Source organism: Candidatus Krumholzibacteriota bacterium, from assembly GCA_034520215.1.
In the GTDB taxonomy this organism is placed as follows: domain Bacteria; phylum Krumholzibacteriota; class Krumholzibacteriia; order Krumholzibacteriales; family WJIX01; genus JAGHBT01.
In genome coordinates, this window is the sequence record JAXHNR010000002.1 from 696,695 (window position 1) to 723,270 (window position 26,576).

The 26,576-nt window shown below is 50.9% G+C and carries 21 protein-coding genes; 13 read left to right on the plus strand and 8 right to left on the minus strand.

Going from position 1 to position 26,576, the window contains the following annotated elements:
- Positions 1 to 2 precede the first annotated feature (2 nt).
- A complete protein-coding gene (locus U5O15_09700; protein ID MDZ7860917.1) occupies positions 3 to 1,232 on the minus strand; it encodes an SPFH domain-containing protein in 1,230 nt (409 codons plus the stop codon).
- Between the two features lie 185 nt (positions 1,233 to 1,417).
- On the opposite strand from U5O15_09700, the gene U5O15_09705 reads away from it, so the two are divergent.
- The 3 genes from U5O15_09705 to U5O15_09715 are packed head-to-tail and all read left to right on the plus strand — an operon-like array spanning position 1,418 to position 2,923.
- Positions 1,418 to 1,822 carry an Rrf2 family transcriptional regulator gene (locus U5O15_09705; protein MDZ7860918.1) on the plus strand — a complete coding sequence of 135 codons (405 nt, stop codon included), beginning with the start codon at positions 1,418 to 1,420 and terminating at the stop codon, positions 1,820 to 1,822.
- A gap of 41 nt (positions 1,823 to 1,863) precedes the next feature.
- Positions 1,864 to 2,685, plus strand: a complete 822-nt coding sequence (locus U5O15_09710) for a 4Fe-4S binding protein (GenBank protein ID MDZ7860919.1) — start codon at positions 1,864 to 1,866, stop codon at positions 2,683 to 2,685.
- Entirely contained in the window at positions 2,678 to 2,923 is a 246-nt protein-coding gene (locus U5O15_09715) for a hypothetical protein (protein ID MDZ7860920.1), read from the plus strand. Before U5O15_09710 ends, U5O15_09715 begins: the two co-directional genes overlap by 8 nt.
- Here U5O15_09715 and U5O15_09720 read toward each other — a convergent pair.
- The 3 genes from U5O15_09720 to U5O15_09730 all read right to left on the minus strand — a co-directional run bounded on the left by U5O15_09720 (position 2,879) and on the right by U5O15_09730 (position 5,479).
- Positions 2,879 to 3,631, minus strand: coding sequence for a DUF4197 domain-containing protein (locus U5O15_09720; GenBank protein ID MDZ7860921.1), 753 nt, complete (start codon positions 3,629 to 3,631; stop codon positions 2,879 to 2,881). The genes U5O15_09715 and U5O15_09720 overlap by 45 nt on opposite strands.
- Before the next feature lie 13 nt (positions 3,632 to 3,644).
- Positions 3,645 to 4,373 carry a hypothetical protein gene (locus U5O15_09725; GenBank protein ID MDZ7860922.1) on the minus strand — a complete coding sequence of 243 codons (729 nt, stop codon included), beginning with the start codon at positions 4,371 to 4,373 and terminating at the stop codon, positions 3,645 to 3,647.
- A 212-nt stretch (positions 4,374 to 4,585) separates the two neighbouring features.
- A complete protein-coding gene (locus U5O15_09730; GenBank protein ID MDZ7860923.1) occupies positions 4,586 to 5,479 on the minus strand; it encodes a lytic murein transglycosylase in 894 nt (297 codons plus the stop codon).
- 393 nt (positions 5,480 to 5,872) lie between these two features.
- On the opposite strand from U5O15_09730, the gene U5O15_09735 reads away from it, so the two are divergent.
- From U5O15_09735 to U5O15_09770, 8 genes are all read left to right on the plus strand, one after another.
- Complete coding sequence (locus U5O15_09735; protein ID MDZ7860924.1) at positions 5,873 to 6,082, plus strand: tautomerase family protein; 210 nt, start codon at positions 5,873 to 5,875, stop codon at positions 6,080 to 6,082.
- Positions 6,083 to 6,158: 76 nt separating this feature from the next.
- Positions 6,159 to 9,980 (plus strand): translocation/assembly module TamB domain-containing protein, encoded by a 3,822-nt coding sequence (locus tag U5O15_09740; protein MDZ7860925.1) that lies wholly within the window; start codon positions 6,159 to 6,161, stop codon positions 9,978 to 9,980.
- Positions 9,977 to 11,773, plus strand: a complete 1,797-nt coding sequence (gene bamA / locus U5O15_09745; GenBank protein ID MDZ7860926.1) for an outer membrane protein assembly factor BamA — start codon at positions 9,977 to 9,979, stop codon at positions 11,771 to 11,773. Before U5O15_09740 ends, bamA begins: the two co-directional genes overlap by 4 nt.
- Before the next feature lie 108 nt (positions 11,774 to 11,881).
- Positions 11,882 to 12,061: a hypothetical protein gene (locus U5O15_09750; protein MDZ7860927.1), complete on the plus strand. Its 180-nt coding sequence runs from the start codon at positions 11,882 to 11,884 to the stop codon at positions 12,059 to 12,061.
- 301 nt (positions 12,062 to 12,362) lie between these two features.
- On the plus strand, positions 12,363 to 14,156 hold the full coding sequence (locus U5O15_09755) for an SLC13 family permease (GenBank protein MDZ7860928.1): 1,794 nt from the start codon (positions 12,363 to 12,365) through the stop codon (positions 14,154 to 14,156).
- A gap of 24 nt (positions 14,157 to 14,180) precedes the next feature.
- A complete protein-coding gene (locus U5O15_09760; protein ID MDZ7860929.1) occupies positions 14,181 to 15,632 on the plus strand; it encodes a rhodanese-like domain-containing protein in 1,452 nt (483 codons plus the stop codon).
- Between the two features lie 3 nt (positions 15,633 to 15,635).
- Positions 15,636 to 16,169: a YeeE/YedE thiosulfate transporter family protein gene (locus U5O15_09765; GenBank protein ID MDZ7860930.1), complete on the plus strand. Its 534-nt coding sequence runs from the start codon at positions 15,636 to 15,638 to the stop codon at positions 16,167 to 16,169.
- A gap of 12 nt (positions 16,170 to 16,181) precedes the next feature.
- On the plus strand, positions 16,182 to 16,769 hold the full coding sequence (locus tag U5O15_09770) for a YeeE/YedE thiosulfate transporter family protein (protein MDZ7860931.1): 588 nt from the start codon (positions 16,182 to 16,184) through the stop codon (positions 16,767 to 16,769).
- A 202-nt stretch (positions 16,770 to 16,971) separates the two neighbouring features.
- On the opposite strand, the gene U5O15_09775 is transcribed toward U5O15_09770, so the two are convergent.
- The 4 genes from U5O15_09775 to U5O15_09790 all read right to left on the minus strand — a co-directional run bounded on the left by U5O15_09775 (position 16,972) and on the right by U5O15_09790 (position 23,518).
- The gene (locus U5O15_09775; GenBank protein MDZ7860932.1) at positions 16,972 to 17,691 is read right to left on the minus strand and encodes a hypothetical protein; all 720 of its coding nucleotides are present in this window, start codon (positions 17,689 to 17,691) and stop codon (positions 16,972 to 16,974) included.
- A 127-nt stretch (positions 17,692 to 17,818) separates the two neighbouring features.
- Positions 17,819 to 18,367, minus strand: a complete 549-nt coding sequence (locus U5O15_09780) for a cohesin domain-containing protein (GenBank protein MDZ7860933.1) — start codon at positions 18,365 to 18,367, stop codon at positions 17,819 to 17,821.
- A 17-nt stretch (positions 18,368 to 18,384) separates the two neighbouring features.
- Positions 18,385 to 19,254, minus strand: a complete 870-nt coding sequence (locus U5O15_09785) for a FlgD immunoglobulin-like domain containing protein (protein ID MDZ7860934.1) — start codon at positions 19,252 to 19,254, stop codon at positions 18,385 to 18,387.
- Between the two features lie 70 nt (positions 19,255 to 19,324).
- The gene (locus U5O15_09790; protein ID MDZ7860935.1) at positions 19,325 to 23,518 is read right to left on the minus strand and encodes a T9SS type A sorting domain-containing protein; all 4,194 of its coding nucleotides are present in this window, start codon (positions 23,516 to 23,518) and stop codon (positions 19,325 to 19,327) included.
- Between the two features lie 594 nt (positions 23,519 to 24,112).
- On the opposite strand from U5O15_09790, the gene U5O15_09795 reads away from it, so the two are divergent.
- The gene (locus U5O15_09795) at positions 24,113 to 24,583 is read left to right on the plus strand and encodes a hypothetical protein (protein ID MDZ7860936.1); all 471 of its coding nucleotides are present in this window, start codon (positions 24,113 to 24,115) and stop codon (positions 24,581 to 24,583) included.
- A 116-nt stretch (positions 24,584 to 24,699) separates the two neighbouring features.
- Positions 24,700 to 26,355 carry a T9SS type A sorting domain-containing protein gene (locus U5O15_09800; protein ID MDZ7860937.1) on the plus strand — a complete coding sequence of 552 codons (1,656 nt, stop codon included), beginning with the start codon at positions 24,700 to 24,702 and terminating at the stop codon, positions 26,353 to 26,355.
- Positions 26,356 to 26,576 lie beyond the last annotated feature (221 nt).

The following is a 26,576-nucleotide window of genomic DNA, read 5'->3' on the forward strand; positions in this document are numbered from 1 at the left end:
GGTCAGTCTTTCAGTTTCTCGCCGCAGCTGGTACAGAATTTTGTTCCCGGCGGCAGCTTTGCTCCGCAGTGCTGGCAGATCAGGGTTTCCGACAGTTCCTTTCCACAGTTGGAGCAGAATTTAGCCTCCGCCGGCAGCTCTGTCTTACACTCCGGACACCGGTTGAGCGTAACCAGCTGAGCGCCGCAGTTATTACAGAAACGGGAATCTGGAGAGACTTCGTTATGGCACCTGGGGCAATTGAGTTTTTTTCCCGATCCCGCGGATGGTTCATTCATGGTACGCGCAAGCATTCCGGGCAGCATCATACCCAGTCCGGCTCCTACACCCACTCCCATTCCCCCCGCGGCTCCTCCGGCTGCTCCTCCGGCTTCCGCTCCACCGCCGGATGCGGCATCTCCCATAGCCTTTGCCGCCTTGAACTTGAAGAAATTGTCCAGATTACCCACAGCCTGGAGGCCAGACCGTTCATCTATCATCCTCTGAACTTCCGGCGGAGGGGTAATGGAGTTGATAAAGAAATCAGCCAGTTCCATTCCATACTTCGAAAAATCGCTTTCCAGTCTTCCGGTTATCTCCTCGGCCAGTTCATCGTAATTACGGGGCAGATCGAATATGGTATCCAGCCGTTCCCCGAACATATCGTTCATCCTCGAGACAATAACATCCCGGAGGTAATTATCTATCATTTCGCTGGTGAATTCGCCCTGTGTGCCCACTACATGGTTAATAAACAGGACCGGCTCCTTAATCCGGAAAGTGTACAGCCCGAAAGCCCTGAGCCTGACCAGTCCGAGCTGGCTGTCCTTGAAGGCCACCGGATCCCTGGTACCCCACTTCTGGTTAAGGAATGTTTTCATATTGACGAAGTAAACCTCAGCCCTGAACGGACTCTTGAATCCCCAGGGAAGCGCCAGCACCTTGGTCAGTATCGGCAGGTTCTTTGTTGTAAGGGTGTGCCTTCCGGCACCGAAGATATCCAGCCCCTTCCCGTCCTTGAAGAAAACCGCACTCTGGTTATCCCTTACTATAAGCTGGGCCCCCATCTTGATCTCGGCTGAACCTTCCGGGGGCAGCCGATGAACTATCTCTTCGCCTGTTTCATCGAACCACTCAAGAACTTCCATAAACTGTGACATTTCTGCTCCATTCGTGAATACATTATGATCTTTAAAATAGAGATTCTGCTCCAACACTGGTATATTAGCAAATGAGATGCCAGAATGCCCCATTATGATCACGGATTATCGTTCCGCCCTGTTCCATACCCGGACAGATAAGGATCTATCCCGGGCCTGGTGAAAAGCACGGGGAATTCAGGATTTTGATAGAATTAATTGATTAATCTATAAGAAAATTCTTGAAATCTATTTAGGTATTCATTATCCTAAATACGTTAATAGACAAGGAGAGTAATATGAGTCTGATCAGAGTATCAGAGGGCGCATCTCTGGCCCTTCATGCAATGGCCCTGATAGCCGCAGATCAGTCTGAAAGGCTTAAGGTAAAAGATCTTTCAGAAAAGCTCGGCGCTTCCAGAGCTCATATGGCCAAGGTATTCCAGAAGCTGGCAGCCTCCGGGCTGGTCAGATCCATCCGGGGTCCGGCCGGGGGATTTGAACTCAACAGACCTCCGGAAGAGATCAGTTTTCTGGCTATTCTGGAAGTTATAGACGGAAAGATTGAATTAGGCGGGTGCCCTTTTGACAGGAAGGTGTGCAGATTCGAAAGCTGTATCTTCAGAGATGAAGTAACGAGAATTTCCAGAGATATCTATGAAATGTACAAAAGTATAAAGCTTTCTGATTTTATCAAAGATTAAAGATCAACCCGGTAAATGATTCACAGGGAGAACTTAAAAAAATGAAGAGAAAAATAATAAAAATTGACGAGAAACTCTGTAACGGCTGCGGTGAATGCATCCCTGCCTGCCCCGAAGGGGCCCTTCAGATAATAGACGGAAAGGCCAGGCTGGTGAGCGACCTCTTCTGCGACGGGCTGGGTGCCTGTATGGGTGACTGTCCGCAGGGAGCGATAAGTATAGAGGAGCGTGAATCGGAACCCTACGACGAAGCGCGGGTGATGGAAAATATAATCGATAAGGGGGATAATACTATAAAAGCCCACCTGGAGCATCTCCGCGATCACGGCCAGATGGAGTATCTCCGTGAAGCGCTGGCGATACTGTATGAAAAAGAGATCCCTGTACCGGAGATGGAACTTTCTGGCTGCCGGTGCGGATGCCCCGGTTCAGAATCGAAAACCATAGAACCCGGCAGGGAGAAGGACAGCACCGGGGATACTGCCGGCAGGATAGAAAGCCAGCTGAGGCAGTGGCCGGTGCAGTTACACCTGGTAAACCCGAACGCGCCGTACCTGGAGAATGCCGATCTTCTTATCTCCGCCGACTGCGTACCGTTCGCCTTTGCCGATTTTCATCGCCGGTTCGTCAAAGACAGAGTGGTGATCACTCTCTGCCCGAAACTGGACTCCGGTATAGATGAATACATCGATAAACTGGCTGAAATATTCAGCAGCAGGAATATTAACAGCATAATCATAACAAGGATGGAAGTGCCCTGCTGCGGCGGAATTGAAGTGATAGTGGAAAAAGCTCTGGATAAAGCCGGGGTTAGACATACGGTACAGGTAAATGTCATATCAGTCGGGGGTGACATTGTATAAGCCGGGAAGCGCGGGCAGAAAGGGTGCTCCGTGCCGTATTCGAATCAAAGAAAAATCAGATTTCATACGAAAAAAATATGCAGCCGGAGCGGCCGGCGGCAGCTTGCTGATTTTTAAGGATATCACTATCGATGAGGTTCAAGCCGGACCGGTTTACCCTGAAAGAGATCAAAGAGAACCTGGAGCGAGCCTGTTATCCGGGGGATTGAGCTTCGTCCTGTCCGAAAACGCGCCTTAGAAGCTCGGTGGTGCGGGCGACGGGGTCTTCCCTGATTTTAAGTTCTTCTCTTCCCAGAACGGTGAACAGCCCGTCCAGAGCCCGGCTGGTAACGTACTCGTCCAGCTCCACCAACTCGGGTTTTCCTTCGATATCTATGATGTTGTAAGCGTCCGCGAACCTGTTGTAAACCCGGGATAGCCCGATACTCTCGATCTTGCTCTCGACTATGGGATGAAACCTCTTTCTAAGGACCGGCCCTGTTTTCCGGCGGAAGTATTCGGTGGCGGCGTTATCCCCGCCCCTCAGAATCCCGAAGGCATCCTGAACGGTCATCTCCGTTATGGCGTTCCACAGGACCTGTTTCGCCTCGGCGGCGGCCAGCTCGGCCGCCCTGTTCATGCCGGATTCCAGCTCGTCCACCAGGTTTCCCATCCCGAAATCCCTCATAATACCGGCAGGTTTGAGCAGCTGCTCCGGGATGGCTATGTGTATCAGCCTGTTCTCCAGGAACCCGCCCCTCCGTGAAGTGGATTCAACGGTTCTGTCCGATCCCACCCGGAGGGCTTCCTTTATCCCCGCTGCCACGGTTCGCTCGTCGAGCGCCCCGTTCGGGCCGCCTCCTATTTCCAGAACCTTTCCAAGCTCCCCGTCCAGGACGGAGCAACCGGACAGAGTCAGGGAAAAAACAGTCACAGCTGCCAGAAGCCGGAATTTCGATAGCGCCATGTTGCCCTCTTTTCTAATCAATCATATTTTTGATTAATTCCTTCGCTTTTTCGGCTCCCTCATCGCCCAGCTTGTTCTCGATGATTGATTTCAGTTCGGAGCCTGCCACCCTCGAGGCTGCCTTTCCGGCCACAGATTTCAGTATAATTGACGCGATCTCTCCGGGGGTCGCACCTTTTTCGCCTCCGATATCAGTCATCCTGATTTCGGGGAGGGTAACGGTCCTTTCCCCGGCCCCCAGCGCCGTCGCGTCCATCTCTATTTTGCCTTCCTCGAAGATGAACTTCCTTATGATCAGACGCTTCTGTTTCTTTTCCGTTTCCGCTTCGCCGGTTTTGTCCGCGGTGTACTCTTCCACATTCTTCCGGAGCTGGTTCAGGTTGGAACTTCCGCTCCCGGTAAACTCCGCGTAGACCACCGGAGCCATCACCCTTATTTCCTCGATAATTATGGGGCTGCTCCGAAGGCTCTCCACGTTTATGTCCAGGGTGATATCATCCATTTCAAAGGCGCTGGCAGCATCAAACCCATCAGGGTTAGCCACCGTGAGCCCCTTAATCGAGCCCTTGCTGTCGGATATGGAGATATCAACTTCTGATACGGTTACGGAGGTTTGAGTCGCCTCGCTTCCGTATTTCTCGATCATTCCGGCGACCAGGGAATTCAGGTTCGAGTACAGAAACCAGATCCCGGCCGCAATTACAATTACAATTACCGCTAGTACTATAAAAACTTTCTTCATGGCGCCTCCTCTGCGTTTATACCGCCATCAATTTTCTGTAGCCCTTTCATTATAGCGGCGTACTACTTTTTTGTACAGGTTCTTTACTGAAGTGGGATATTATTACGATGGCTATCCCCCTGATGTAACCTTCACACCAACATAATCAGGGGCGGGAATGCGCGGGAGTTTGAGAGGGCGGGGTAATTATAATATTGTTTTTCTTAAGTTCTTTATATCTTAACTCCGGCCTCTTTCAGCATCTCGGAGTGTTTTTTTATACCTCTAACGTATGTGCTGTCCGGATTGTACCGTTTGAAAGAATATTCTCTTCCCCGTTCCCTGTATTTATGTTCTGCCAGAAAATTTGCTACTGAAAAAATAGCATCCGGCATGCTGAAGAGATCTATCCGGCTGTCACCGTCTCCGTCCAGGGCGAACCGCATAGAAGCGGGCATGAACTGGCAGTATCCGATTGCACCCGCCCTGGATCCCCTTACTTCAGCAGGATCAAAGTTCATCTCCGCTCCGTGATTGAGAAGGGCGGCAAGGTTGTAAAGAGCGCTCTTTTCAAGCCTGCGGCCTCTTTTCATGGCTTCTGCCCGGGTCATCGCGCCTTTTTCCCCGAATGCGCCCTCTTTTTCAAATCCCTCGATATATTCTTCCCACAAAAAGTACTGGCCAATGAAGATCTGAATGATTTTCTGGCTTCCTGTTATGCTCCCCAGGCTGCTCTCCGAGTTGAGGATCGCGATTATGTCAGCGGGCTGGACCTTGAATCTATGGTAAACCTCTTTGAATATCCCTCTGTGCTCTTCGAAGAACCGGGCCCCCTTGTCGATAAATTCCCTGTCAATATCTTTCAGAAATGCATTTTCGTGCTGAGTCTTCTGTTTCCTGATAGAAAGCGGATTCAATAGAAACCTGAGATTCCTGTCCGTTTTTTCCTCCATCCGCGCCACATCAGGAGAGCTGAAGAGCTTTCTGAGCTCAGCTCCCGAATAGTTCTTCCTGACCAGCCTGTAGAGCCGGTTGAACTTCTCCGGCTGCTCGGAGGCGACATTTGCCATTCCGGAAACGCCCCGGGGCAGCATAAAGAGCAATGTCAGAATAAGAAAACGTTTCATCATATTCACCAGCAGCATTAAATAATCGTGCCAGAGCCGTGATATTATATATTAGCAGAATAACCGCAGTGATTTAAAGATTTTTCGTCAATACATGATTTTACCTTTATCGCAGGGGGATTGCATAACCTTCAAATAGGAATTGCCGATTGCAGTATCCGGCATTAACAGAACCTTTTCAGCTCGCCACTGGGGGGTTCGTTTGCCACAAGCAGCAGCTTTGAGGTGATATTGACCCTGAAGAGGGGCACCAACCATAAGATTTCCCTGAACACCGACGGCGGGTTCAGAGTCTGCCGCGGCGGATCGGGAAACTGATGGCCATGGTGAATGACTGCTTGTTTCAATGCGGCCGTAAATGATAATATCGCTTAAAAACAGGGAGATTATTAAATGCCGGTAATTCACGCGCATGTTTGGAAAGGTTTCGGAAAAGAAAAGGCAGAAAAGGTGATTAAGGGTATAATCAGAGTATTCGCGGATCTTGAAGTTCCCGAAGAGGCCGTTGATGTGCTGGTGCATGAAGTGCCTATGACGAACTGGGGGATTGGCGGAGTACCTGCCTCGAAAAAGTTCAGTGACAGATATGAATCGGATGACTGATTTATGGGTAAAAAGATGACACCATTTACTGACTATCTTATCCCGGATGATGAAAATGCCTGTTAATACATGGATTGTGAAGTTGCGATCAGCTGTGAAATATTTATTTATCGCGGGTGGCGGTCTGATCCTGCTGATAGCGGTTCTGCTGATATTCGCCACTCTTCCTCCCGGAGAGGATATCCTGAGAAGGGTGATACAGGGCCGGGTTTCAGCTATTACCCACCAGGAAACGCTGATTGGGGATCTGGAAACAGATATTATTTCCAGGTTAATCATCAGGGATATAAATATCCCGGCACCGGATTCGATAGGCGGAGGAGTTAAAATAGGGGCGGTAGAACTTAACTACCGGCTGAAGCCGCTGCTGAACCGGAAAGTAATAATCGATTCAATAAAAATAAGGTCGCCCCGGTTGAATATCGTCAGGGATTCTACCGGAGGATATAACCTTCCTCTTCTGAATTCCCTGCTTGCGCCACCAGAGGATAGTTTGAGGGAAACAGCCGTGCAGGGAGGAAGATGGAATATAGAGGCGGGGGCAGTCAGGATAACCGGCGCGGATATAAGTTACATCGACAGGTTGGTCCCGGTGAATTTCCGGCTTGGCCAAATCTTATTTCTGGCCGGTAGCCCGGGTTCGGGACATACAGGCAGGAGCGCGAGGATAAAAATCGGTACAGGAATGATGAAGTACCAGACCCTGCCTGAAATCCCCTTTTCCTTCTTTTATAGCGGTGAAATCAGCGAAGGCCTGATTGTTTCCGATTCCACCCGGCTTGCTGTGGGTGGGTTTATCTTGTCGGTAACCGGATCGGTGGAGACAGACGGGGAATACCTGTCGGATCTGCAGCTCGGGCTGCAGGGTGAGCCGCTGCCGGTGATTAGCCAAATAATGGAAAGTTTGGAGTTGCCCGTGGATAAGATCGGGGGCCGCCTATCGGCTGCCGCGAATCTGAAGGGCCCTCTGTCCTTTCCCCGGGGCGATGCCAGGGTAGTGTTGCCGGAAATTCATTACCGCGGGTTGGTGTTTAAAGACTGTCTTCTGAAAGTCCGGGGAGGCCCCGATACCCTGGCAGTAGATACCCTGAGGGCCGCCGCGGCAGAGGGTGTCATCCTTGCAGACGGTTTCCTCTCTTACTCGGATGGATTGAAAGGGAGAGCGGATCTGGCATTCAGTTCGGTTAGAACAGAGAATATCTGGGCCATATTCCGTGAACCCCCTTCTCCTTTAAGAAGTGGATTGGAAGGACATGTCAGTCTGGACTTGAATGGACCCCGCTGGCAGGAATGGGATGTTACGGCAGAGGTCCAGTCCCGTGGGACCCGCTATATGTCACGGCCTTTTGAGGATACAGAGCTGTCTCTGCGTCTCAGGGACAGACGTTTAAACCTTGATTTCAGCCAGGAATACTGCCGGGTGACTGGAAACGTCATCCTTGGCGATTCCACCCTGGAAGGCTCAGTGGACGCCGGTATCGACCGGCTGGAACTTCTGGCGGAATTATTAGATGCCGGGCAGCTGAGCGGGATGATGACGGCGAAGATGGATATAGAGGGAACATACGGCAGTCCGGACTTGAAAGCCGAAATAAAGGCGGAAAGTCTGCAGGTCCGGGGAGTCTTTCTGGATGCTCTTTACTGCATGGGCCGGATGGAAGGAACAGAGATTTTCCTGGATTCACTTTCCTGCGGGAGAGACTCGCTGCTGGTGAGGGCGGCAGGGTACTTCGACCGGATATCCGCTTCCGGAAGATTGTCCGCCTGCCTCTACGATTCCGGAAGGGGCAGAGTTGCGGATTCGGCAGATTGGCCTGAACCGACCGATATAGGTAAATCAGCCGGATGTCTTGACTTGGATTTCAGCTTCCCGCAAACAGGATCATTCTACCTCAAAGGATCCGGCAGAGGGATGGATATAGACGCCCTGGCGTCGGCTGTCAGTGATACTATAACGGCCGGAGGAGTAGCGGAGTTTGAAGTGACTGCCCGCGGTCCAGTCGATTCTTTGAGGGCGGGCCTTCGCCTGGAGGTGGAAAGACCGAGCTGCCGCGGTGTCCGAATGGATTCTCTTCGCCTTGACAGTTCGTTTGAGAATGGAATACTGAGAGTGGAAAAAGTATACCTGAAACGCGCCGCGCAATCATTACGGGGCCAGTTATATATGGAATTGGCTGAAGATGATTCCGGCGGCTGGACCGTGACTCCCGGGAGCCCAACCAGCGGCCGTATTGACGTTGAACAATTTAATCTTGAGCAGTTTGGCAGTCTTTTTCCGGAAGGATGGTCTATAAAGGGTCTGGCCTGGATCGATCTGGATTGGGACGGAATCATATTCGACCCGAAGCCGGAGGGTTCATTGCGGGTAGAATCAGCTGCCTGGGGAAGAGCTGGAGAGGAAGCGCAGTCAGTAAGCGGGATTAATATCTCCGGAACCCTAGCCGATTCAGTATTTATACTGGATACAGCAGAGGCGAATGTTAACGGCACGCCGGTTTCATTGAATGGTTCCGCCACTCTGATCCCGGAAAACCGGTTGAAGATAGATCTGCGTGGAGGGATGGAAGCCGCTCAGGTATTTACGGCAAGGGGTATCCTTTCCCGGGAGGAACAGGACCTGAATATAGAGATGGACAGCCTGAATGTCCGTATCTTTGAACCGTTCGTTCCGGGTGTTAAGCTGACGAAAGGTCAATTATTCGCATCGGTTCATCTGAGCAGTACTCCGGAAAAGAATGATATTACAGGAAATATTCGGGGGAGAGGTCTTGAGATCCAGCCGCAGGCTCTGGATCGTCCCGTAACAAAAGGCCGGTTTCTGGCGGAGTTCGACGGGGGCACTATCCGGATGGAAGCCCTTTCCGCCCGGCTGGGCGGGGGTGTGATCACAGGCAGCGGGTATGCCAATCTGGACACCACCGGCATTTCAGATATATCGATGTTACTTCATGGCCGCCGCGTGGGGTTTGTCATTAACCATGACCTGGAAGTTAACATCGATTCCCTTGATGTGTTCTGGGAACGGGATGGGGCATACTATAAGCTGGGCGGTAATATCGACCCGGGGAAAATACGCTACACCCGCAATTTTCATCCGGCATCGATCATGCCCTGGACCAGGAAGACAAAGGAGGTAGAAACAGAATTGCCTCCGCTGCTGGCCAGAACCAGGATGGAAATAAAGATCGCCGGAGCCGATGAGATATGGATCGATAATAACCTGGCTCATCTCAGATCGGCGGCTGATTTAAGCATATCAGGATTTCTTGCCGATCCCGGCATCAGTGGGCGCCTGGTGCTGGAAGAAGGTTATATACTCTATCTGGACCGGAAATTCGAGGTCGGGGAAGGGGTGGCTTTTTTCTCTGATCCCGCGGAGATCAATCCTGATATTATCTTTCGAGCCGTCACGAATGTTACCACATACCGGCAGACAGAGAGTGCCGAATACAGGATTTCCCTGGAAATTACCGGGAAGGCCCAGGATCCGATTATCAAACTCACCGCAGATCCGCCTCTGCAGCGCTCCGACATTGTATCGCTGCTTACTCTGGGAGCTACCAGGGCCCAACTGACCGGGGATACGGGCAATGTGCTGAAAGACCGCGGAAAGGTCCTGGCCAGCCGGCAGATAACGGGTTACGCGGGCCGTAAGCTGGAGAAGACCCTCGGGCTCGACAGAGTAACGGTCACCGGCAAGATCTTAAAGCCTGAACTGATAATGGCAAAGAAGGTGTCCGAAGGAGTAACTGTTACATACCAGACTACCGTGGGGCATCTGAATGAACAACGGATAAATCTCAACTGGGAATTGAGCAGGCGCTGGATGGTCGAGGGCTCTACCAGCAGAAGCGGCGATTCCTCAGCGAGTCTGACCTATTCATTGAGGTTCCGATGAGAAGAATTGTGATTATTAAGATAGCAATTCTGGTTATTGCCGCGCCGTACGTTTTTGCAGAGGGGCGGGCAGAGGAAAAACAGCCTGAATGGACTGTGAAAAGTGTAAATATTGAGGGAAACCGGGTATTCAAAGATGACGAGCTGCTTAAACTTATGGTTACCCGTCCATCCGGCTGGTTCCGGTCCAGAAAGTTCCACCATTCAGTTTTTCAGGATGACCTGTCCGGACTTGGTGAGTTCTACAGGCAGAACGGATATTTCAACGCTGAGATAACCGATACCACAGTGTCAAGAGATAGGGATGAAAACCATGTCAGAATATTCATCTCGATAGATGAAGGGCCGGTTACCTCGGTGGAGGGTATAAGCATTTTAGGTAACCGTGCATTCCCGGATTCAACCCTGACGGCTCTGTTAAAACTTGAGACCGGAACTCCCTACATGAGAAAAAAGCTTCAGGACGGCATGATTGCGATAGCCACCTTGTACGCGGATAACGGATATCTGGATGCGTCGGTCACACCGGAAACCAGAATTAACGAAGGGGAACACCGGGTGATAATAGATCTGATAATAGACGAGGGAAAGCAGATGTCCATTTCTGATATCGAGATCAGGGGACTGGATAAGACAAGAGATTTTGTGGTGCGCCGGGAGCTGAACTTCAAAAAGGGAGAAATTATATCTCGCAGAAAGCTTATGAAATCCCAGAAACAGCTTTATCTCACCGGCCTGTTTAATAGTGTCAGCATCACCCCGGCAAAGCGCCCCGGGGATTCCGAAGGACAGAGAGCCCTTGTGGTTGAATTAAGGGAAAAGGACTCCAGCAGATTCAGCGTTTCGGCAGGGTACGGTTCGATAGAGAAGGTTATGGGAAGGGTTGAGATCTCTTTTGACAATCTCTTCGGCACCGCCCGGAAGGCAGGTGTGAGGATGAAGGCGAATTTCATCGAGCGGAGGGTGGAAGGCTCTTTTTCTGAACCGAGGACCATGGGCAGCCGTTTTACCACCGATCTGAATCTCTTTTACAGCTATCAGGATCAACCCGGCTTCGACGTCAGCCGTCACGGCGGCCTTCTCACATTCGGCCGCAACATTAGTAGTAGCGGTTATTTAACTCTGCGTTACCGTCACGAGGATCAGCGTCTCCGTAATGTGGAGATCCTGGAGTTGCCTGAGAATACCAAACCAAGGCTGCGCAGTATAACCCTGGGTCTTACCAACGATACCCGGGACGATCTTTTCAACTCCACAAGGGGCTGGTTCCTGGATTTTTCATACGAACTGTCTGGAACCTTTCTCGGCGGCACCGAAGCATTCAACCGCACAGTATTGAATCTCCGCTGTTTCAGATCTGTGGGATTGGGTAATGTCCTTGCGGCGTCATTAGAAGCCGGATGGATTGATATTTACGGGGCTTCCGGCGGAGTTCCGATAAATGAGCTGTTTTATACCGGCGGGCCCAATTCAATCCGGGGTTTCGAATACAGGAAGGTGGGCCCCCTGGATGCCGGGGGTAATCCCGTTGGCGGACAGTTCGAACTGGTATTGAACGGAGAGATCAGGAAAGCGGTATGGCGCTGGGTCGGAGTCGCGGTTTTTCTCGACGCCGGAAATGTATGGAGGAGGATACGACACTGCCGGTTCGACAGTATTCGTTACTCCGCCGGCCCCGGAATCCGAATTAACACCCCGATCGGCATCGTCCGTTTTGATGCCGGCTTCAATCCCGATCCCAGGGAAGGTGAGGAGAAGGTCCGGTATTACATCGTTATGGGAAACGCCTTCTAGGATTTTTCAGGAGCCTGGCCGGATTACCTGTACCGGGATAGTTAGAGGAAACGTGGCCTTCGCTGCTGCCCTGATCTTCATCTATTCACCGTAAAGACTGCGAAGAGGGTGATACGCCTGTTCGAAGATGGAAGGGAATACACCAATGGCTATGTTGCTTTCTGCTTTCTATATTCCCCTTATTCCATAAGCACTGCCGGCGGATTCAGGATCTGCCGGAGAGGATCCGGCAACATGAAAGACAGACTTTGCAATATCGACGGCGATTGTGATACTATCCCTTATTGACTTCTCCTTTTTGAAACGATAAAATGACACCAGTTTTAATTATATCAATGTCATACGGATTTACTGAGGAGTCCATTACATCAATTGCAGCCGTCGCAGGCTTCCCTGTCACGGAGGACTTGCGCCAGTGAAGCCCGCGGCTGAATAGAAGGTTGTTATGCAGGCAAATTCAATAAATATCGCATACATTAATTGAAAGAGGTATCGGAATGGAAATCGTTGGTACTGCATTTCAGATAGGATATCCCTTACGTATGCTTTATGTGACAACTCTGCATATATTATAATAGGAACTTTTAGTATGGATCCAGCCATCATCACTGTTCTGACTATCCTCATTGGCACTGTGGTTGCGCTCATTTTCGAGACCGTCCGCATAGATGTCGTTGCGCTTATCTGCATGCTGGCGTTGGGATGGACCGGCGTGCTGACGCCGCAAGAAACGCTCTCCGGTTTTTCAAGCAATGCCGTGATCGCTATGATAGCCGTCATGATTTTGGGGCAAGGCATTGCTAAAACCGGCATCATGGATCGGTTTTCACGCGCAGTCCTGGAAAAAGTGGGGACTAAAAAGTCGAGCGTGATTGGAGTAATGTCCTTATCGGCGGGGATGCTCTCGGGGCTTATGCAGAACATCGGCGCGGCGGCGCTTTTTTTGCCGGGTATTCTCACTACCTCACGCCGGGAAAAAATCCCGGCATCGGCTTTGATCATGCCGATAGGATTTGCGACCATAGTAGGCGGCACATTAAGCATGGTAGGCTCAGGCCCGCTGATTCTGATCAATGACCTGCTTCGCGGCGCTGACTTGGCGCCTTATGGATTATTCAGCGTAACCCCGGTGGGTATTGTGTTGCTTCTTTCTGTAATTGGCTTCTTTTTCTTATTTGGCAAATTCGTTCTACCTCATTCAAAATCTTCGGACGAATCAATTTCGGAGCAGGATAAACTCATTGAAGAACTACATCTGCCGCATCATATCTGGCACTATACCATTCCCCCAGACAGCGCATTGGCAGGCAAAACGACCGAACAATCGGGTGTATGGGAAAAATTTAATCTAAATATTCTCGGTATCTCGCAAGGCAGAGAGGCGGAATATGCGCCCTGGCGAGAAGCAAAGTTCGAGGCTGGGCAGGAGATGGCGCTTTTGGGCAACGAAGAAAATGTTAAAAAATTCGCCTCCGCCTACAACCTGATACATCAAGAACAGGCTGATCGATTTTCCAGTCTCAACGATCCAGCGCGCGCCGGTTTTGCGGAAATCATTATCCCGCCCCGTTCGGAAATGATGGGTCAGACCATTCGCCAATTTTCACTTCGCAAACGGTATGCCGTGGAGCCGGTGATGATGTTCAGCAAGGGAGAAGAAATACGGGGTGATTTTTCAGACCGTCAGATACTTCCCGGCGACACAATTATTGTCTATGGTGTGTGGGAGAATGTAAGCGATCTGAAAACGAACTCTGATTTTGTGGTGGTGACGCCGTTCACGGTCGGAAAGAAACAAAAGCCCTCAAAATTCTGGCTGGCTGCGCTCTGTTTCCTGTGCGCCATTGGATTAGCAATGACCGGCGCTCCCATCTCGCTGGCATTTTTCACCGGCGCTATCGCTATGGTACTGACCCGGGCGCTCACAATCCAGGAAGCCTATCAAGCCATCGAATGGAAGGTTGTTTTTCTTCTTGCCGGGCTTATTCCGCTAGGGGTCGCCATGCAGAAGACCGGAACCGCTGCTTTTCTGGCAGGGAAAGTGATGTCGCTGGTTCAGGGGAGCCATCCGGCGCTTATCCTTTTGGCCGTTGCGGTTTTATCCACCCTGTTTTCGTTGTTTATGTCCAATGTAGGTGCGATTGTGGTGTTGGCCCCGCTGGTCATGAGCATGGCGCAAATTGGCGGACTCGATCCCCGTCCCCTGGCTTTGATGGCAGCGGTATGTGCGGCAAATTCCTTTATTTTGCCCACCCACCAGGTCAATGCGTTCCTGATGTCCTCCGGCGGATATCGTAATGCAGACTATTTTAAAGCCGGCGGCGGAATGACCTTGCTATTTCTTGCGGTTGTTGTGCCCATCTTTTTCTTTTTCTATCTATAAACTCAGAAAATAAAGGAGAAATTAATGCTGCTCAAACATTTTTTTGTCGGTAAAATTGCTCACAGCTCTTACCTTCTCGCGGGAAAGAATTATTGCGCCGTCATCGATCCTCAGCGGGATGTCGATGTCTACATCACCGAAGCCCGTAAGATGGGCGTGGAAATCACCCATATTCTTCAAACCCATCTTCATGCTGATTTCATTTCGGGGCATATGGATCTGGCGAAAAAAACCGGTGCAAAAATTTACGTTGCGAAATCGGCACAGTGTACCTTCGACCACGTGGCCCTGTCGGAAGGCGATTCCATAGAATTGGAGGATATGCTTCTCCAGGTATTGGAAACCCCCGGCCATACCCCTGAACATCTCAGCTATGTCGTGATCGACAAATCCCGGTCAGATAGCCCGGTTGGTGTGTTTGTGGGCGATACGCTTTTTGTTGGGGATGTAGGAAGGCCGGATCTTTTTCCCGACATGGCGGAGGAACTGGCGAAAAAACTTTACCACAGCCTGCATGACAAATTGTTGAAGCTGCCTGATTATGTCGAAGTCTATCCGGCGCACGGCGCGGGTTCCTTGTGCGGTCGTGCTATGGGCGCCAAATGGCGCACCACCATCGGCTATGAACGCAACTTTAACCCTGCTCTTCAAATCAAAGATGAATCCGTGTTTATCGAATCGCTAACGCAAGATATGCCCCCTGCCCCAGATCATTTTAGCCGCTGCAGCGACATCAACCGCCAAGGACCGGCTCTGGTTACCGATCTCCCCACTATGGAGGAATTGGACCCAGGCCAATTCAAGGAACGCATGAGCGCCGCCAATATTGTGCTGCTGGATGCCCGCGGTTATCACGCCTTTGCCAGCCAGCACATCCCTGGCGTCTGGCATCTTGATCTCAACGGCAACTTTCCGACTTTTGCCGGCTGGGTTTTGCCGACGGACAAGGATATCTTATTGATAGCAGATGATTTTAAAAAGGCGCTGGAAGCTAATACCTGGGCGCGCCGGGTTGGTGTGGATAATATTGTGGGTTGTCTGGATGGCGGCATGGTCGCCTGGGCCGTGGCGGGATTTAAGACCAGTCATATCGAGCTGGCTTCAGCCGAGGACTTGCACGACATGATCACCGGTACCACCAGTTTTGTACTGCTGGACGTACGAGCACCGCTTGAATATGCGGATACCCATATCAAAGGCGCCATCAATATCCCGGTGGCCGAGTTGCGCACCCGCCACCATGAACTGAACAAGGACAAAACAACCGTCCTTATTTGCAGCTCGGGGAATCGTTCCACACTCGGCGCCAGCATTCTCAAACAGCATGGATTCAACAATGTTTATAATGTAGCCGGAGGATTGTCTGGCTATAGCGCTGCCGAGTATATCCGGGAGTGCCGGGTTTGTGTCAATCCGCATGGCTCGAGATTTTTCACGAACTTTAGCGAACCTAAAAAACACAGGGATACAGAATAAAGAATGGAGGGCAATCTGATGGAATTCTTAACAGAAGTGCGCTGGTCGCCTTATGCAGTCGGGATTGGCATCGGCATCCTGAGCTGGTTCAGCTTTCTCATCTCCAGAAAACCGCTCGCATGTTCAACAAGCTTTGCCAGGACCAGCGGCATGATTGAAAGACTGTTTTCGGGGAAAAAGGTTGATCTGAAGCCTTACTACCAGAAGATAGGGCTTGACGTGGACTGGCAATGGATGCTGGTGGCGGGCATTATCATCGGCTCGCTGATTTCGGCGCTGCTGTCCGGTGATTTTAGCTGGCAGTGGGTTCCTTCGCTCTGGGCAGACGCATTTGGCGGCAACCCGGTACTGCGCTTCATCGTGGCGCTGGTTGGCGGCGGTTGCATCGGTTTTGGCGCACGATGGGCGGGCGGATGCACCAGCGGGCATGGTATCAGCGGAACCCTCCAGCTTGCCGTTTCAAGCTGGATTTCGGCTATATGTTTTTTCATTGGCGGCATTCTGTCGGCTCACATTATCTTCGCCTTAATCGGTTAGCAGGAGGTAAACATGCAAACAAGTAAATTTATGGATAAGCGTAAACAGACATCCGTATCAAAGAAAGACATATCGCCCCTGCTCTGGGGATTGGCGTTCGGTATTGCGTTCGGCTTTTTGCTTCAGAAAGGCGGCGCGACAAAATATGACGTGATTGTCGGGCAGCTGCTGCTTACCGATTTCACCGTCATAAAAATCATGCTTTCCGCTGTTTTGATCGGAATGATTGGTATCCATGCGATGAAGACCCTGGGCTGGGTGAAACTTTATCCCAAATCAGGCTCTGCGGGCAAGAACATTATAGGCGGATTGATTTTTGGGGTAGGCTTTGCGGTATTGGGCTATTGTCCCGGTACCATTGCGGGCGCTATCGGTAACGGCGCGCTGGACGCCCTGGTCGGAGGACTGGCGGGAATTTTAATCGGTTCCGGCCTTTTTGCCGCACTTTATCCGCGGCTTAGTCAGAGCATTATGATGAAAGGCGATTTTGGCGACCTGACCTTCCCGCGCTTGTTCAAAGTCAATGATTGGGTGATCGTCATTCCCGCCGCAGCACTCATTATTATCGTGCTGTATTGGCTCGAACGGGCCGGTTTGTAACATCTATGAGGGAAAAACCAATACTCCCGGTGTACTGCATAACACCTGGTTAGATATATTTAAAAAAATGGATAAGAGAACGAGAGAAAAACGGAACCCTCAGGATTTAAATATGATTATAGGGCGGTGAGAAAGACGAGTAGCTATCCGGTTTCCTCGTATCTCACCGCCCTATCTGTCCGATTTACAGCGATTCGAGCGTTTATCTGTAGAGCTGTTTTACAGCTCCCCATGTGGATTCTTCTGCAGCGACCGCTCCGCAGGTAATAGAAGCGTCGATGCAGCAGGCGTCGAAAAGCTCGCCGTCGGTTGCTCCGCATAGAAAATCGGGATAGTCAGCGGGTTTTGGTTCTCCGCTGGTGCTTTCCCAGACCATCAGCGCGTTTGAGATAACAAAGTCGAGCGCGCAGTCGTAGCAATCCATCTCGTCGAAGTTTCCAGTGAAGTAAACGTTGGATGTTTTTCCGACGGGCTGTCCTCCTTCGTAGCTGACTCTGGTGCTTACGTTGTAATAGTTCAGATAACCCGTATAGTCCATCGAGCCGTCGCCCCACGGACCGGTGGAGGCCAGCCAGAAGTAGCCGCCCGTGTAATTCGTCGAGTAGTCGATCCAGCCGTTTCCGTTTTCGTCAAAGTATCTCGCGGTTTCCACAGCGCCGTTTTCGTCTATCTCCATTCCCCAGACGTGCCACTGGGTCATGAGTGTTGAGCCGTCCCAGGATTGAGCGTCCTGAGTGTTTCCCGGGTATCCGGGGCCCATTCCGGCGCAGTTTGCCTCTGAGACGCGTCCTCCCAGAAGATCTCCTCCATTGGTGGTATAATTTCCGTCAGGATTATTCGCGCCTTCGCAGTCCTGGGCCAAAACGGGCCAGGCGAATAACAGTGTCAAAGCAATAATGAACGTCATTTTCAAAAATTTCATTTTACCCCTCCGATTTTTTTGAATCCAGTTCCTTTACGTAATTTACGTTAACAATTTAAATTATCTCTTTTAATCACCTCCTTGCCTGGTTCTTCAAAAGTACTCCGTCAAAGAATAAACCCTCATCCTATTTTATATAACTAGACTTCAATCTTCCCCAAGAGGTATTTTCAGCCCCTATCTCTGTGATAATCGAGACCTCCCCCCCTTTGGCATCGTGCCCTATACCATCATTATTGCCGTCCCTCAGGTCGGAATAAGTAATTCCTATGTTTGTAGTACCTGACTTTAAGGCTTTAAAACTGATGGATAATAAATCCCCTGGCGTCTCAATCTCGGCACCCAGTATCGCTCCACTTACCGACATTATATCACAGGACGGCTCAATTTGCCAATAAAAAAAGGTTTCTTCTCCTGAACCTGAAGGAAGCTCACCCTCGGAGCAGCCGGTAATCTCAAGATATTCCGGATCGAATAAAAGTCTAACGTCATAGCCCATAAAATCTAATGTATCCGGACCGGCGTGGACTTTTATTTCGAATTCGCAGTTTATGTCCACCTGTGTGGTGTCCGGCTGTATCGAGAGTGTCAATCCAGCCCTGACCGCGAGGGGGGTTCCGAGGAAGATTGCTAATATAACCGATGCTAATAATAATTGCTTTATGTCGAACTTCATCGAAACTCCAATCATTGTTATCTAACCAAAATCAGCTTTTGAGTAAAAAGAGCGCCGTCGGCCTTCAAGGCAGCGATATAAAGGCCTGCTGATACGATTTTTCCACTGTTATCTTTTCCTTTCCAGACGAATTCATTTTTTCCTCTGTTAAGCCTTCCCCTGTAAAGGTCCCTGATGATTCTTCCAGAAGGCGAATAGATCCTAAGCTCTCCGGATGACGCTAAAGGGTTTTCCCCGTCCGAATTTTGGAAGGTAATCCTGGTAAGAGGATTAAAAGGATTGGGCCTGCATGTGAAGCTGCCGGTCGGGAAGATTATTTTATCTACTCCGGTGACTTCTCCAATATAGATATCGACGGGAATTCCGGGAACCGTGCCGACAGGGTCCCGGTCAATATCATGTAGCGTGGCGGAATCGACTTCCGCCCATGACCAACCATCCGACTTTCCCTCGAAGACCAATTCGAACAGCTCTCCCGGCGCCAGAATGTAGCTCCGGTATCCCAGCACGCAGTTGCTGACCATCACTCTGCCCGGGTAGAGAACCTCCCAATCGAAGAAAGTTGAAAAAGAGGTTTCACTGTATAACGCTCCCTCCCCCGCAGAGACGATTTCCAGCATAGTACTGTCGTAAGTAATCTCGCAATACGCGCAGCTGAGAGAATCAGTTCCCTGATCCACCATCACGCTGAGAGTGCATCTTTCACCCTGTAGTATACGGGAAGAATCGGGCAGGAGGTAGACGGTCGAACTGGAAGATTCCGCTGGGCCGCTGACAATGCTGCCACATTCCGCGTCCGGGAAACTGTATGCTGTAACCAAAAACAACGTTCCAAACACCAGCGAGAGGCCGAATAACCGGAATCTGATTTTAATACTCGAGTTCATGTTCTTCTTCCCTGGTTTAAACAGAGCGGGGACAACGACGAGCGCCCCCGCTCCTGACTTCCCCTCCGTATTAACGAAGAAGAATCATCTTTCTGGTGGCCGAGAAGCCGCTGCTGTCGATTCTGTAGAAGTACACTCCGCTTGGTACGGATTCATTTCTGTTATTGAGTCCGTTCCATTCTATGGTGTGCCTTCCAGCGGTTCTGATTTCATCCACCAGAGTTTTGATAAGCCGTCCGTTCACGTCAAAGATCCTCAGGTTGACCCTTCCGGCCCTTACGATATCAAAGGTTACTGAAGTAACCGGGTTGAACGGATTGGGATAATTCTGCATCAGGGCGTTAGAGGTGGGCATGAACGGAGCCTCGAATTCTCCTTCAAGTTCCACATGTGTGCCCCTGTTCTCCAGGTCTCTTAGATCCGCGCTCAGCATCTTCAGTGAAGCCGAACCGCCCGATACCACGACCCTGGCTACTTCGCCCGACTGGCTGATGGGAAGGTTTATTCCCAATGCCGCCGCGTCTATTTCGACAGAGCCGTTGTCTGTTCTCATGGTTCCAAAGAAAAGATCATTGCCGCCTTCAAAGATCTCACCTCTCTGGACGCTCAGAATCCTGCCTCCGTCTCCAGAGCTTAAATGGATGCTGAAGCCCTTGAGAGTCTCGGCGTCATTGTCGATTCTAAGCGACAGTACCGTTCCATTCTGGTCAGAGTCTTGCTTCTCAAGGCTGAAGGCAACCTTACTCTCCAGAGGTTCGGGAATGGTCCCGGCCAGGAGCCTGGTGCTACCCAGGGCGTCCACCTTGCCGTAGATCATGGCGAAGATCATCAGATCCTCGAAATCAACCACATCATCCGGAAGAGGGATTCCGTAACTGGAATTGTCATAGGTGGGACCGAAGTCACACTCATTGTTCCAGCCGGGATCTCCATCCGATTCCCCGAAAGCCGGTGAGAAATCGACCAGGTCGGTATAATTAACATAGCCGTCATAGGGCGAGGCTACATCGCCGAGCCAGTAGCTGGTAGCCCTGTCGGAGCCGTCGGCGTCATAGGCTGAATAGTTACCGGCCAGGTCATAGCTTAAACCGGTATAGTAGTAAATGTCTCTTCCCGCCGTTACGGAGTTGTCATACGCTTCAGCGGAAGTTTGAGCGATTAAAACACCTTCTGTCTCATCGGCAGGGTAGTTGGGCGCGGTGATGTACTCGGGATAATCTCCCCACGCAGCCCTTCTGAGCTCAACGCCGACGAAGGTAGCGTCGCCGGTAGGATTGGTCCAGGACAAGTGGACCTTGTTGTTACCCGGCGCGGCCGCGAATGCGGTTGGCGGTTCGGGAGGAGTAGTGTCCTTGTTGAACTGCCAGCTGTAGGTGTCCGGAGTACTCTCGCCGTTCCAGTTGCCGGCGTCGTCAGCCACCCTGAAGTATACGGTGTGGCTTCCCTCGCTCAGCCCGGAGAATCCGGGGAGGGTCCATCCGTCATCATTCCATTCGGTAGCGTCAATGCCGCTGAATATGGTGGTCCAGCTGCCGCCATCTATCTGATACTCGGCAACGTCGAGGTTTACGTCGTCATCGAAGCCGAAGTTGCTGAAAACCGGAGCGGAGTTGTACCAGCCGCCTTCCGCTTCAGCTATCGTTTCCATGGTGGGAACGGTGCAGTCTACCTGTACGGAAGCCCCTTCTGTTGAAGCGGACATGTCGTTGTTGTCCAGGTCTCTCACTTTCACACCTGTAATGGTTATAGCGCTGGTTCCTTCCGCCACCGGAGTAAGTTCAACACTGAAAAGGTCACCGCTGCCGGTTGCTCCGGTATCTCCGCCCAGAATAGCGCAGTTGGCAGTGTAAGCTCCGCCGCCTTCATCAGTGGCGTAGAAACTGCCGTCGCCGAAAGAATCCAGAAAGGAGCCCTCCACTATATCAGTGCCGTCGTCCTGTACCGTCACTACCGCCGGATCTATGGTGAATGTCACCTCATAGCCGCGTACCTCTTTGGGCACGTCAGTCCCGTCATAGAGGAATGTGAAGGTCAGCGGATCGGAACAGGTGGTTACCGCATAGACGGGGGATACGCTGATTCCCGGCTCGATAAACGGATCGAACAGAATGCGGTCGCTTACCTCGTCTCCAAGCCCGTCCGAATTGAGTGTGGGGTGATAAGGCCCGCTGGAATGCCCCCACCAGTTGTTGGTGGCGTCCACTGTGATATAGTCGACATTGGAGAACATTCCCATGGTGTTGCCGCTGATATTATTATAATGGGCGTCACCGCTGGCGAAAAGTCCCGTCCCGCAGCCGCTCTGGCAGGACCAGAACTCTATTCCGGTACCGAATCCGGTTACCGTGTTGCTGTCCGCCACCGCTGTGATATTGTCCGCGTCGTAGCCGGCTTCCAGGGATACGCCGTAAGTATCGGTGTTATCCGTTCCGCTGAACACTATAACATTGGAGTTTACGGTGGAATTGACATCCGCCGCGGCAGCGCTGTAGATCTCTCTCGAGCTGCCCAGAGCGCCGTCTTCCCCGCTGAATGGTGACGGCACCAGATGCGGAGGATCCGCGGTCACCACTCCGTAGGCGTATACTCCGATCTTCTCGATGGTCAGGTCGTTCTCGCGGACAGGGCCTCTGCCGAAGTAGTGGTAGATTGCCATGTGGGCGCCGGTGATGGTGTTACCGGTTACCTCAGCATCGCCTAAATAATTAAGAATGCTAGTCGCGCACCATTTGGTGGCCGCCGCTGTATTATCATAAGCTATTCCGGATATCTCGTTTCCGGATATGGTACCGGTTATCATTTCACCGTAAAGCTGAATCCCGTTCTGTGCCGTGACATCGGTCGCTCCCGCTCCGGTGATAACGTTTCCGGCAACCTCCACGGTCAGTTCCGTGGTGGAGGAAGCGTTAAGGGCCACGGCGTTCTTCTGGAATCCTGTAAAGGTGCTGCTGTACAGGCCGAATTCACGGGCTACCGAATCTTCATTGTACAGATACATGGCCACGCCGTGCTGGGCTCCGCTGAAGGGCGTGTCCTTTACGTCCTTGAATTCTACTTCGTTGACGTATCCACCGGCATTGTGATAGCCCACACCGATAAAGTTGTTATTGCTATTTCCCCTGCCGGCTCCGTCGACTACCAGGCCGTCTATGATCACCTCATCCGCGTCGTGGGCATAGACGATAGGGTAATTATCGCCGCTGGTGGTAAAAAACTGGGTAAGTGTTTCTGGGGAAACAATAACGGTATTGGAATAATTTCCATACATTCGAAGCGATTTGTCGATCTCCACCTGTTCTTCATAGGTGCCCGCACCGCTGTATATGGCGATCCACACCAGCGACTTATAGGAACTTACCGGCACCGCGTCCACGGCTTCCTGAATGGTGTCATACCATTCGGCCCAGTGGGCCGTGGGGTTTCCCTTGACTATGAAGTCAAGCCGGACATCGTCGCCGTCGATATCGAAAAAGGTGTTTCCCGACAGCGACACAGTCGAGTTTCCCACCATGATTCCGTATCCACAGTTATGGATGTCGTTATTGGTGACCGACGGGGTTCCTCCGTTCCACAGGTCCATTCCCGATGAGGCCCAGTTGGTCTGGTTGGCCCCCGAAAGGCAGTCATAGATATGGTTTCCCGTGATTGTGGGATTTCCGTAGTAACAGGATATTCCATAGTTGATCCGGTCGGGGTCGGCGCCTCCCAGGCCGGTTACGGTGTTTCCGGATATGACGCCGGTATCGTTGTTGAGGATGTTCTCATCCCTGGTATAGATACCGATCCGGCCGAATCCGTAAATATCGTTATTGGTTACGTAGATCTGGCTGTCCTCTCTCCGCACCGCCAGGCCGGCGGCACCCGGATAAGCGATATTCTTGATCTCATTGTCATGGATATCTCCGTCCGTACCGCTGTCGGCGTAGACGCCGTACTGTATATCCTTCCCGGTACCGTCGACGGTGAATCCGGAGAAATCGACCGTGGCGGAGCCGGTTATGTGCACGATGTGAGTAGTAACAGCTGTCGTCCCGGTTATTATGGAAAGTCCTGAGCCCGCTCCCTGAATGGTCAGGTCCTTGCCGTTGACGGTGATCGCTTCCGGGTACGTTCCTGAGGCAACCACTATCACGTCGCCCGACAGGGCGACGTCTACGGCCGCCTGTATGGTGGCGTAATCGCCCGGCACATTAAGTGTCGCCGCGACGATGCCGGTTGGAGCCCGTTGAATCGACTTATCGGAAGGACTCTGGCTAGTGAGCATTTGACTTTCCGATAAGAATGGCTCTGCTGGTTTCGGTTTCTCCGCGTTATCTTCACCGCTGGCCGCGAGGCAGGGTGAGAGTGGCAAGGCGATGAGAAAAAAGAGAAGTGCAAACATTGTTCGTCGATAATTCATAGTCCCCTCCTAAATGATATTGGATATTGGTCTTTTTTGATTTCATAGTTGCGAGTATTCTACAAATATTTTTCGATCTGAAGGAATCATGGTGGTTTCAGAATCATGGCACACTCCTTCCACAAGGGAAGCATATAATGACACCCAACTCTGAATTTATTATGGAAATCGAAAAATCCGCTGAAGATTTTATGGAAAAAAAAGAAAAAATCCTCTTACCCCCTTATAACAGACGAACCGGCGAGTGGCTCTTACGATTCTTCTTTTTATTAGCCTAGATTCTATTGAATGCCCTCTTAGAATTACAATTTACGTTCACATATTACATCAAATAGTATATTAAGTCAAGATTTATCTGGCACTCGCGCAGTTCCCGCTCCGCACAGGGTTATTCCTTGACGAAAGTATATCATTATGATACAATAGCTTAGAGTTGGACTTATAAAAGGAGGTGAATTTGTGAAAAAGTTATTAGTATTATTCAGCGTACTGGTTATTGCACTCTATGCAATGCCAGCCAATGCCGATGATTGTGTGGACGTAGAACTCGGAGCAGAAGTAGTTGAGAGTGAGACTATCGATATTCTGCAGCTCTACTTTTCTCTGGAAAACTGCGGAACCGAGCCTGGAATGGTTGAACTGACAGTAGAATTGACCTACGATAGTGAAGAGGTCGGTACCGGCACGTTTGAAGTATATATGCCCGCAGGGGAAATCGTTGTTAAGGAACTGGAACTGCCTATTCCTGAAGCGGTACCACCCGGTGAGTACGCACTTTGCGTAACTGCTGAGATGGGCTTTGCCTCAGACGTTGCCTGCGCAACTGTTTATCTTAATGATGACAATATGGTCACATCATTCAACACAGTATCTTCACCCGTAGGTACTGAGGAAGCAACTTGGGGTAAGGTTAAATCTATACATAGATAATATTTGTCGGCAGTTAAAATCAAAAGGAGTACTCCGGGAGGGGTGCTCCTTGCATTTCTAAGGCAATAAATAGCAACTGTGGTTTTTTAAAACGAATGCAAATGTGTAACCGGTAAATGCATGATCAAAAAATGAGGATTATGATATTCAAGAGAATAAAAATATTTTTATATCTGCCGGTAATTCTAATCGTCCTGATTCATGGAGGGAATATCCATTCAATAGAGAAGATTACAACCTTCCCGGGAGAATATCAGAACGACCAGTTCGGCATTTCGGTAAGTACTGCCGGTGATTTCAACGGAGACGGGTATATCGATTTGGTGGTTGGCGCCAACCTTGAGGATTCCGGAGGTGACGCTGCCGGGCGATGTTACCTTTACCTTGGCGGTATGACCCCTGATTCAATCCCGGATATGACTTTTACCGGCTCAACCGCAGACCGACTGGGAACCAGAGTCGCCGGCGGAGGAGATATCAATAACGATGGATACGATGATATCGCAGTTTACGCTTCCGGTTCTTCAGGAGATCCTGGCGAAGTATATATATTTCTCGGGGGATGCTCTCTGGATGGTGTTCCCGATGCGGTGCTGACAGGCACAAAATCCGGCGACCGGTTCGGAAGGGGTATGTCGATAAACGGCGACATCAACGGAGACGGCTGCAGTGACCTGATTATAGGGGCCTCCGAAGCGGATTCATCAGGTACGGTCTATATCTATTTCGGGGGAAACCCTTTCGATACAGACGAAGATATCACTATTAACGGAGAGAACACCGGAGATTTCTTCGGCGATATGGTAGACGCCGGTGGTGACGTTAATGGCGACGGGGAAGACGATCTGCTGATCGGGGCTCCCCGAAATGATGACGGCGCAGTATGGGGAGGGAAAGCTTATCTCTATCTGGGAGGCGCCGCTTTTGATACTATCCCCGACGCATCCATGACCGGAGCTTCAATAGGAGACTGGTTCGGCGCCGCGGGTAAGATTGTCAGAGATCTCAACGCAGACTCCATGGATGAAATGATAGTTTCCGCTCCCTATTTCAACAATATATACGGTGATGATGCCGGCATAATATACCTTTTTCTGGGCGCTTCTAACCCTGACGGAATACAGGACGGCACAATCCCCGGTGGGTCCTATGAAGAACAGCTTGGATACTCTCTTTCCTGTACCGATGCGGATGGTGACGGCATCGAGGATATAATAGCCGGAGCCCCCGGTTACGGAGGCGCCGGAGTTCAATTCGGAAGGGTATACCTTTTTAAAGGGGAATACCCTCTGTCCTCATCTCCACTCTTCACCTATCAATCCGCTGATACCCTGGGAGAACTCGGAATTTCAGTAGCAGGGCTGAGGCATTTTACCAGGCATGACGGCGGCGGAGGAAGTTTCACCGCGGGCGGCTGGAACATCGGCGGAACGGGCACCGCTTCACTTTTCGGAGAGGAAATAATTGTAACAGACTCTGATACGGCCGAAGAAATATCAAAACAGGTGGTCGATATCTATCCCAACCCTGCCAGTTCTGATTTAAAGATAAGGTGTACACTGGCTAAAAGGGATGAGGTAAGAATGGCGATATATGACGTAACCGGAAGGAAGATTACCGACATTGCCGAGGGTGTATACGGAAAGGGAGCACTGATACGCAGCTGGAACCCCCGAAATAACGGAGAGAACCCTCTTTCCAGAGGTGTTTACTTTGTGGTGGTGCGGATAGGTGAACGCGCCTTTACTCGCAAACTGCTTATAATGAAATAACCTGTAATAAATCCAGGTCAGGAATCTCCGTATAAGAATTCACTCGAGATGATCATCTCAGCCGCAAGCCCAGGAATTTATTTTTCAGAGCCCAGAGTCCTGTGTGCGGCTCTGGAGAGGTCGGTCATAAGCATGCGGTCGCACAAGGGAGACTGAGGATTCTGTAGTGGGGATTATCTCCAGACTTACGCTTCCTGTAGCCCATCGTCCTCATCTTCGCC